Genomic DNA, 7,677 nt, shown 5'->3' with positions numbered 1-7,677 from the left:
ATTCGTGCGTTTCGGGACTCGAAAGAGTCCGTGTCGGTCTTTTGAGGACGAGTTCGAATCGGTCGCATATAGGAACCCTCGAGATTCCGTGACCATGCCGGGGCGACGTGGTCCCAGCGCGCCCTCGCATCCGCGACACTCCGCGACGATGACCCTTCCTAGGCGATCGCCTCGATCTCGAGGGTCGCCGCCTCGGGCGGGTCGTCGACCAGTACCGTCGCCTCCCCCTCGATGACCCGCTCGCCGTCCGCGCCGAGAACGTCGGTCGTCAGCTCGAACTTCCGGTCGCCGATCTCGCCGACGATCTCACAGACCGCCGTGACGCGCTCGCCGAGGTCGACCGGGGCCAGAAACGCCAGGTCCTGGGAGACGTAGATCGTGACTCCCGGAAGTCTGGCGAGGGCGGCGCTGATGAGCCCGCTCACGAGCGTGCCGTGGGCGATCCGTCGGCCGAAGCGCGTCTCGCCCGCGTAGCGCTCGTCGAGGTGGAGGCGGTTGGTGTCGCCCGACGCGGTCGCGAACGACCGCACGTCCGCCTCGGAGATGGGCTTGGAGAACTCCACCCGATCGCCCACGCTCAGCCCCTCGGGGGAGACGGTCGAGCACTCGCACGTCCAGTCGGCGTGTTCGTACTCGGCCGTCTCTCTGGCGCGATACCGGGGCGTCGGCCCGGCGTCGGTGGCGAGCGTCCCGCGGTGGAACACCTGCGGGGCGTACCGGATCACGTCGTCGGTGCTCACCAGGCCGACGGGGCGGTCGTCCCTGACGACGACCAGCCGCGCCACCCCGCGGTCGTGCATGCGCTCGAGGGCGTCCTCGAGTTCGGCCGCCGGCTCGGTCGCGGCGACCGGCGCGGACATGACCTCCTCCAGCGGCGTTTCGCGGGGCGACTCCTCCCGCTCGAGCGCCCGGACGAGATCTGTGCCGGTGGCGATGCCGACGGCCTCGTCGTCCGCAACGATCACGACCGAGTTGATATCCTCCTCGAGGAAGGTCTCTGCGGCGTCGGCCACCGTCTCGGTCGGTGCAGCCGTGATCACCGGCGTGCTCATGACGTCCGCGACGCGGATCGGATACGACATACCGAAACATAGCTCGCCGTCGACTATAGTACGGCGACCTGAATTCCAGCACTGTGGACTGAGGGCTGGTCGGTACGGAGCGGTCGCTCAGGCTTCGACGAACGCGGATTACACGGTAGTCATTTAAGGACTCAAGGGTGTCGTCGACGTAGATCGATCCACGGGAACCTACTCGAGCGCCGCGAGAAACTCGTCGAGCGTGTCGGTGAGTTCGTCGACCTCTCTGCCGTCCTCCTCGGTGGAGTAGCGGACGATGTAGACGTCGTTCTCGTCGGCGTCGCGCGTCCCGTCGACCTCCTCGACGCCCTTCCAGATTCCCGTCACCTCGACCTCGCCGTGTCGCTCGTGGTCGTAGGTCTCCTCCCGTTCGACCACCTGCTCGCCGTCCGACCCCGGTTGATCGTCCGACTCACCCATTGGCTTGCCTGTGGCTGCCGGTGTCCCCCTCGAGCGCTTCCCCTCCCCCGACCGTGGCGTCGACCCCGTCCAATCGGGTCGACACCTGGCGATCGCGTTCCCTCATACCGTAGCGTTGGGACGGATCCTCCCTGAGTCTGACTTTTACTTTCGTAACACATTTATAAGTATTAGTCGGACCGCCCGATCAACGTGCTCGCGATCAGCCGCCTGGTCCCGCGCTGGAGACGGGAGGCCAGCGCCTGCCGGGAGATCGAGAGTTCGTTGGCGACTTCCTCCTGCGTAACTTCCCGCGGCGAATCGTAGAACCCGCGGGCGTACGCCAGCGTCAGCGCCTCCCGCTGGGCCTCGGTGAGGTCGTACTCCTGGCCCGACTCGAGCGGCGAGAGCGCGTGGAGCTGGGTCAGCTCCACGGGGATGTCGTGGCGCTTGCAGTACGATTGAAAGTCGGAGACATCCTGTTGCTCGGTTCCACGAACCTCGAACGTCCACTTCCCCTCCTCGCCGACGGCCGAGATGAGCGCCACGTCGGTCTCGAGGATGGCGGTGAGGACGCTCTCGTACTCGAAGTCCCAGTCGATGCGGACGAACACCGCGCCGTCGACGTCGTCGACGATCCGGAGGTCGTCGATCCCGGGGTGGTCGATCCCCTCCAGATCGATCTCCGCCGACCCCCCCTTCTGCAGCCAGAAGTACGGGATCAACACGTCGTTGGTCGGGACGACGCGATCCAGTTCGATCCGCGCGTCGGGGAACTTCGAGAACACCTCGGCGAGCGGAAACTCACCTTCCGTCGCGGTGAACGACGCTTCGATCGCCATAGCGGCACTCGTCGCGAGCGGGGAAAGGTCTACCGCAGGAGCCGTCCTCCGAAACCGGCGACGATTCACTCGAGGGGCGTTCGCTCGAGCGCTCCAGCCGGAGTGCGGTCAGCCGTCGCTGTCCCCTCTCGGAGTCGGCCCCTCGCCGACGGCGTCCGAATCGACGGTGCGGCCGCTGAACGGCAACAACCGCTGTAGTTTCCGGACCGCCCTCGAGTCGTCGAGTTCGGCCGCGACGTATGGCGCCGCGATCGCACCGCCGAACGCGACCGCGAACCCGACCGTCTCGAGGATCGCCAGCAGGCTCACCGTCGCCGTTCCGGCGATCACAAACCCGCCCTCGACGGCGATCAGCGAGTCGAGCAGCCTGACGACCGCCAGCAGCGGGAGCACGAAAAGCCCCAGCAGGAGGAGTGAGGCCCCCAGCGGGTCGGCCTCCCGGTTCTCGAGGGCCGACCACGCCAGGAGCCCGCCCAGCGACGCTCCAATCGCCATCGTGGTGTACTCCTGGGAGCCGAGCGCGAACGCGGCGACCGCGACCGCCAGCGAGAGCGCGAACATCGGCGTGACCGAGCGGCTCGTGATCCGCAAGGCGACGGCGACGAGCCCCAGCCCGAGCAACGCGCCGAGGATCACGTCGCCCACGTAGTGGACGCCGATGACGACCCGCGAGAACGGGATGGCGACGATCAGCGCGCCCGCGACCGCGTAGCGCTGCCGGCGTGTCCCGACGTTCATCACGGCCGCCAGCGCGCCGTAGACCGCCGCGGCCCCCATCGAGTGCGCGCTGGGGGTGCTCCAGCCCGGATACGTCTCGGGGGCGAACGCCAGGGGTGGCTGGGCCCCGTATAGCGGGCGCTGCACCTCGAGGATGCCCTTGAGTCCGGCGACGAGCGCGAGCGTCGTGACGGCGATCGCGAGCACCATCGCCCGGTCGTGGCGGTCCTCGGCGGCGCCGAACCAGTACAGCAGGGCCGCCACGGCGACGAGAGTCGCTCCGTCGCCGAGCGTGGTGAGGATTCCGAACGCCTCCACGACGGTCCGGGGCAACGCCTCGTTGATCGCTCTGTTCACCTCCGGGTCGAAGAGGAACGTGGGCAGATCTCGCCCCTCGCTCATCGTACGTGTCGTTTCGAGAAAGACGTATTTGACTCTGAGGCCGGCTCACCTCGGCGAACGCATCAGTTCTCGGTAAACCGCCTGAGTCCGAGGCCGGCGACGGTCAGGAGGGCACCGAGCACGATTCCGAGCGGGGGCGGGAGCGGAACGACCCTCGCGACGCCGACGAGGATGACGATGGTCGAAAGTCGAGTCACGGGGGAACGTATCGCGGCCGTCCGGAAAAAGCCGCTGCGTGCGTGAGCGAACGAACACCTTCCGTGTCGAACGGGAGTGAGTCCACGGAGACCGCTCGACACACCGGCGACCGTCGAAATACACTCGGCCCACAGCACGCTGCCGATGAATTAAGGGGCCCTCCGCCGTACGGTGTTCGTATCAATGTCCGAGACGCTCCCCTCGGTGTACGGCGGCGAGATCCTCCACGTCCACCTCGGAACCGGCGATAGCGAGATCGAATCGATCGATCCCCGAGATGCCCGGCGATTCCTCGGCGGGAACGGGTTCGTCGCCAAACAGGTCGCCGAACACGTGCCCGTCGACGCGGATCCGTTCGATCCGGAGAACGTCCTGGCGCTGGCGGTCGGGCCGATGAACGCCACGCCGTTCCAGTCGACGTCCCGCGGCGTCGTCGGCTTCGTAAGCCCGATGACGAACGGCTTTTTCGACTCGACGTTCGGCGGCACGCTGCCCCAGGCGCTGAAGACGACCGGATTCGACGTCGTCGTGCTCCACGGGACGGCTGCGGAACACTCCTACGTGCTCGTTGACGAGGACGGCGCCGAGGTGAAATCGGCCGACGGCCTCGAGGGAACCGAGACCTACGAGACGTGTCAGGAGATCCGCGAGCGCGAGGGCGTCGGCTACGACACGCACGTCCTCGCGAACGGACCGGCCGGCGAGAACCAGGTCCGGTACGCCTGTTTAGTTCACGAGTCGAAGCTGCGCGAGGGCGTCGCCGGCCGCGGCGGCGCCGGGGCGGTGCTCGGCTCGAAGAACGTAAAGGCCATCGCGGTCCAGGGCGGCGACTTCCAGCCGGAACCCGCCGGCGACCTGCAGGGGCGGTCGGTTCAGCAGATGGGGCGGCTGATGGAGGAGACCGAGATGCTCCAGGAGTACGGCACCGCGGGGCTGGTCAACCCGATCAACGAGATGGGGAAACTCGGCCATCGAAACATGCAGACCGAGCAGGCCGACGCCGAGGACGCCGAGGCGGTAAGCGGCGAGACCCTGCGCGAGGAGTACGTCACCGAGGACACCACCTGTGCGAACTGCGCGGTCAAGTGCGGCAAGCACGTCTCCGTCGAATCCGAGGGGATCACCGAGGGGAAGATCCCGGAGTTCGAGTCGCTGTTCGGGACGGCGACGCTCCAGGAGGTCTACGACCCCGAGCGCGTCATCAAGGCCAACGACCGCTGTGACCGCCTCGGCATGGACACGATCTCGTGGGGCGTCACGGTCGCGTTCGCCCGGGAGTGCTACGAGAAGGGCTTGCTCGGCGACGACGACTCGCCCCACCTCGAGTTCGGGGACGCCGACGGGCTGGTCGAACTCGCTCGGCAGACGGCCGAGCGCGAGGGGTTCGGCGACGACCTCGCCGAGGGCTCGTTCCGGCTGGCCGAGTCGCTCGACGACGAGGCCGAACGCTACCTCTACGGCGCCAAGGGCCTCGAGTTCGCGGCCCACTCCGCGCGCGGACTGAAGGGAATGAGCATCGGCTACGCGACGGCGACGCGCGGGGGCTCCCACCACGACACCCGGCCCACCCTCCAGTACGACGGCAACCACGACGAGACGACCGAGGGAACCCCCGAGTTCGCCGCCCGAACCCAGCACTTCACCGCGCTGGGCGATTCGCTGACCCAGTGTCGGTTCGTCAGCGAAGCGGGCTGGGGCGCCCGGGTCAACGAGCGCTACGCGGAGGCGATCGGCCTCGCGACCGGCTGGGAGCTCTCGACGGAAGACGTCGAGGCGATCGGCGAGCGGATTTACAACGTCGAACGCCTGATCAACGTCGCCCGCGGCGTCGCCGGCCGCGGGACGGATACGCTCCCCCACCGGACGATGCACGAGCCGATCCCCGACGGCCCCTCGGAGGGGATGTACTGCCCGCCCGAGGAACTCGAGGGGATGCTCGACGAGTACTACGAGTTCCGCGGCTGGAACGACAACGGGCATCCGACGACCGACACCGTCGAGCGCCTCGACCTGACCGACGTCGCCGAGCGCGTCGCCGACTGATGGAGCTCGAACTCCGGTACTTCGCGACGGTTCGCGAGGCCGTCGGCGAGCGGACGGCGGTTCGTGAGTTCGATCCGGAACCGACCGTTCGGGACGTACTCGCCGCGCTCGAGACCAACCATCCCGAACTCGAGGGGACGCTGCTCGCCGACGGGTCAATCGCCCGGAGCATCACGGTACTGCGAAACGGCACCAACGTCACTCACTTCGACGGTGGAGAGACCGAACTGGCCGACGGCGACACGCTTTCGATTACACCGCCAGTGACCGGCGGCTGACGCGCCCGCCCGTCGGCAACTGGCGGACCCGTCGCCGTCGATGATGGTGAACTTTCTTGAACACGCCCCGCGTTGCCACGAGACATGTCCGAGCTCACGCGCGGAACGCGCACCCTCGTCTCGCCGGGAAGGACGCTGTTCGGTATCGACGCCAGCGAGCGGATCGGCGAGTACGCCGACCGACACGGGGAGACGGCGCTCGTGGTCGCCTCCGAGATGATCTACGACATCCACGGCGATCGAATCGTCGAGCACCTCGAGGCGAGCGGTGTCGAGACGGCGCTGTACACCGGTGTCAGACCCGATCCGACGGTCGAGAACGTAGAGAACGCCTTCGAGGTCTGGGAAGATCGAGACTGCGACGTCATCGTCACGCTCGGGGGCGGCTCCTCCATCGACGTCGGCAAATCGGTCGGGATCCTCGCGGCCAACGACGGCGACCTTCGGGGATTCGGCGTCGACAAGGCGGGCTACGAGGGGGTGCCGAACCCGACCCCGCCGATTCTCGCGGTCAACACCACGGCGGGAACCGGCAGCGAGACGACCCGCACGGCCGTGCTGACCGACGAGTCCACCGCCACGAAGTTCATCATCGTCTCCGAGAACATCGTCCCCGACGTCGCCATCGAGGACCCCGAGCTGACCCGGTCGCTCCCGAAGAGCCACACCGCGTTTACCGGAATCGACGCCTTCGCCCACGCCATCGAGGCGTTCACCTCGGTCGAGAGCTACCCGCTCACCGACGAGTACGCCCGCAGCGCGATGGAGCGCATCGTCGACTCGCTGCCGACCGCCTGGGCCAACGGCGACGACATCGAGGCCCGCTCGGAGATGCTGATCGGGCAGTTCCACGCCGGCAAGGCCTTCGGCAACTCCTCGGTCGCGCTCGTTCACGGGATGGCCCGTCCCCTCGGCGCACAGCTCCATATCCCGCACGGACTGGCGAACGGGCTCATCCTTCCCTACGTCGTCGAGTTCAACCAGCTGGCCGCACCCGGAAAGTACGCCGAGGTCGCCCGGATGCTCGGAGTCGCCGACGAAACCGATGCCGATCGCGTCGCCGCACGCCGGGCCAGCGACGGCGTCGAGCAGCTCTGTGAGGACATCTCGCTCACCGGCTACCTCGACGAGTTCGGCGAGGTTCCCGACCGCGAGGCGTACCTCGACGTCGTCCCGGGGATGACCCAGGACGCCTTCGACTCGGGCTCGCCGGACAACAACCCCCGAAAGCCGACCCGCGAGGAACTCGAGGCGCTCTTCGAGCGGGTGTACGACGACGCGCTCGCGCCCGACAGCCGGCGCCGGTCCTGAACTGCGCGCCGCGCCGGGGGACCCCCGCTCGGACCGATCTTACTGCGTGTGCGGGTTCTCGGCGTCCTCGGTCGGCACCGACATCTCGTCGAAGTAGCGCATCTCGTCGATCTCGTGGATCGAGCCGTCGGCGATCCGGCGGAACGTCTCGAGGTAGACATCGCGGGTGAGCTTGACCTTGAAGCCCTCGCCCTTCTGGCCGCGCTCCTCGCTCTGGTGGGAAACCTCGTACAGCAGCGCCGCAGCGTCGGTGTACAGCGGCAGCACCTCCTCGTAGCTCCCCCACAGCGGGCCGTAGCCGAATCGGTTGACCTTGTCGATCCGACCGCCGCCCGCGAGTCCCGCGGCGTCTTTCGCCAGCACGGCCGACTGGAGCGAGCGCTTCTCGGCGTCCTCGCTGATGAAGAC

The 7,677-nt window shown here is 67.8% G+C and carries 8 protein-coding genes and 1 pseudogene; 3 read left to right on the top strand and 6 right to left on the bottom strand.

Translation table 11 applies throughout. The annotated features are described in order from the left end of the window. Nucleotides 1-158 precede the first annotated feature (158 nt). From ACNA7R_RS18090 to ACNA7R_RS18070, 5 genes are all read right to left on the bottom strand, one after another. Entirely contained in the window at nucleotides 159-1,082 is a 924-nt protein-coding gene (locus ACNA7R_RS18090) for a CBS domain-containing protein (protein ID WP_416284919.1), read from the bottom strand. A 168-nt stretch (nucleotides 1,083-1,250) separates the two neighbouring features. Beyond that, entirely contained in the window at nucleotides 1,251-1,499 is a 249-nt protein-coding gene (locus tag ACNA7R_RS18085; protein WP_416284918.1) for a hypothetical protein, read from the bottom strand. A gap of 170 nt (nucleotides 1,500-1,669) precedes the next feature. After that, the gene (locus tag ACNA7R_RS18080) at nucleotides 1,670-2,320 is read right to left on the bottom strand and encodes a helix-turn-helix domain-containing protein (RefSeq protein ID WP_416284917.1); all 651 of its coding nucleotides are present in this window, start codon (nucleotides 2,318-2,320) and stop codon (nucleotides 1,670-1,672) included. 108 nt (nucleotides 2,321-2,428) lie between these two features. Further along, nucleotides 2,429-3,439 (bottom strand): phosphatase PAP2 family protein, encoded by a 1,011-nt coding sequence (locus tag ACNA7R_RS18075; protein ID WP_416284916.1) that lies wholly within the window; start codon nucleotides 3,437-3,439, stop codon nucleotides 2,429-2,431. Between the two features lie 62 nt (nucleotides 3,440-3,501). Further along, complete coding sequence (locus tag ACNA7R_RS18070) at nucleotides 3,502-3,636, bottom strand: transporter (RefSeq protein WP_416284915.1); 135 nt, start codon at nucleotides 3,634-3,636, stop codon at nucleotides 3,502-3,504. A gap of 184 nt (nucleotides 3,637-3,820) precedes the next feature. Here ACNA7R_RS18070 and ACNA7R_RS18065 point away from each other — a divergent pair, with 184 nt between their 5' ends. The 3 genes from ACNA7R_RS18065 to ACNA7R_RS18055 all read left to right on the top strand — a co-directional run bounded on the left by ACNA7R_RS18065 (nucleotide 3,821) and on the right by ACNA7R_RS18055 (nucleotide 7,269). Further along, a complete protein-coding gene (locus ACNA7R_RS18065) occupies nucleotides 3,821-5,680 on the top strand; it encodes an aldehyde ferredoxin oxidoreductase family protein (protein ID WP_416284914.1) in 1,860 nt (619 codons plus the stop codon). After that, nucleotides 5,680-5,958 carry a ubiquitin-like small modifier protein 1 gene (locus ACNA7R_RS18060; RefSeq protein WP_416284913.1) on the top strand — a complete coding sequence of 93 codons (279 nt, stop codon included), beginning with the start codon at nucleotides 5,680-5,682 and terminating at the stop codon, nucleotides 5,956-5,958. The genes ACNA7R_RS18065 and ACNA7R_RS18060 overlap by 1 nt, the downstream gene beginning before the upstream one ends. Before the next feature lie 84 nt (nucleotides 5,959-6,042). After that, on the top strand, nucleotides 6,043-7,269 hold the full coding sequence (locus ACNA7R_RS18055) for an iron-containing alcohol dehydrogenase (protein WP_416284912.1): 1,227 nt from the start codon (nucleotides 6,043-6,045) through the stop codon (nucleotides 7,267-7,269). 39 nt (nucleotides 7,270-7,308) lie between these two features. Here the strand turns inward: ACNA7R_RS18055 and ACNA7R_RS18050 are convergent. Next, nucleotides 7,309-7,677: pseudogene (locus tag ACNA7R_RS18050) on the bottom strand (peptidase M14); the annotation flags it as partial.

This window comes from Natronococcus sp., from assembly GCF_047921035.1.
In the GTDB taxonomy this organism is placed as follows: Archaea; Halobacteriota; Halobacteria; order Halobacteriales; family Natrialbaceae; genus Natronococcus.
This window is presented reverse-complemented; position numbering and strand designations above follow the sequence as displayed.

Coding starts and splice junctions, on each gene's coding strand:
- ACNA7R_RS18065 (WP_416284914.1), top strand. CDS start 3,821: ATGTCCGAGACGCTCCCCTCGGTGTACGGCGGCGAGATCCTCCACGTC.
- ACNA7R_RS18085 (WP_416284918.1), bottom strand. CDS start 1,499: ATGGGTGAGTCGGACGATCAACCGGGGTCGGACGGCGAGCAGGTGGTC.
- ACNA7R_RS18080 (WP_416284917.1), bottom strand. CDS start 2,320: ATGGCGATCGAAGCGTCGTTCACCGCGACGGAAGGTGAGTTTCCGCTC.
- ACNA7R_RS18075 (WP_416284916.1), bottom strand. CDS start 3,439: ATGAGCGAGGGGCGAGATCTGCCCACGTTCCTCTTCGACCCGGAGGTG.
- ACNA7R_RS18060 (WP_416284913.1), top strand. CDS start 5,680: ATGGAGCTCGAACTCCGGTACTTCGCGACGGTTCGCGAGGCCGTCGGC.
- ACNA7R_RS18090 (WP_416284919.1), bottom strand. CDS start 1,082: ATGTCGTATCCGATCCGCGTCGCGGACGTCATGAGCACGCCGGTGATC.
- ACNA7R_RS18055 (WP_416284912.1), top strand. CDS start 6,043: ATGTCCGAGCTCACGCGCGGAACGCGCACCCTCGTCTCGCCGGGAAGG.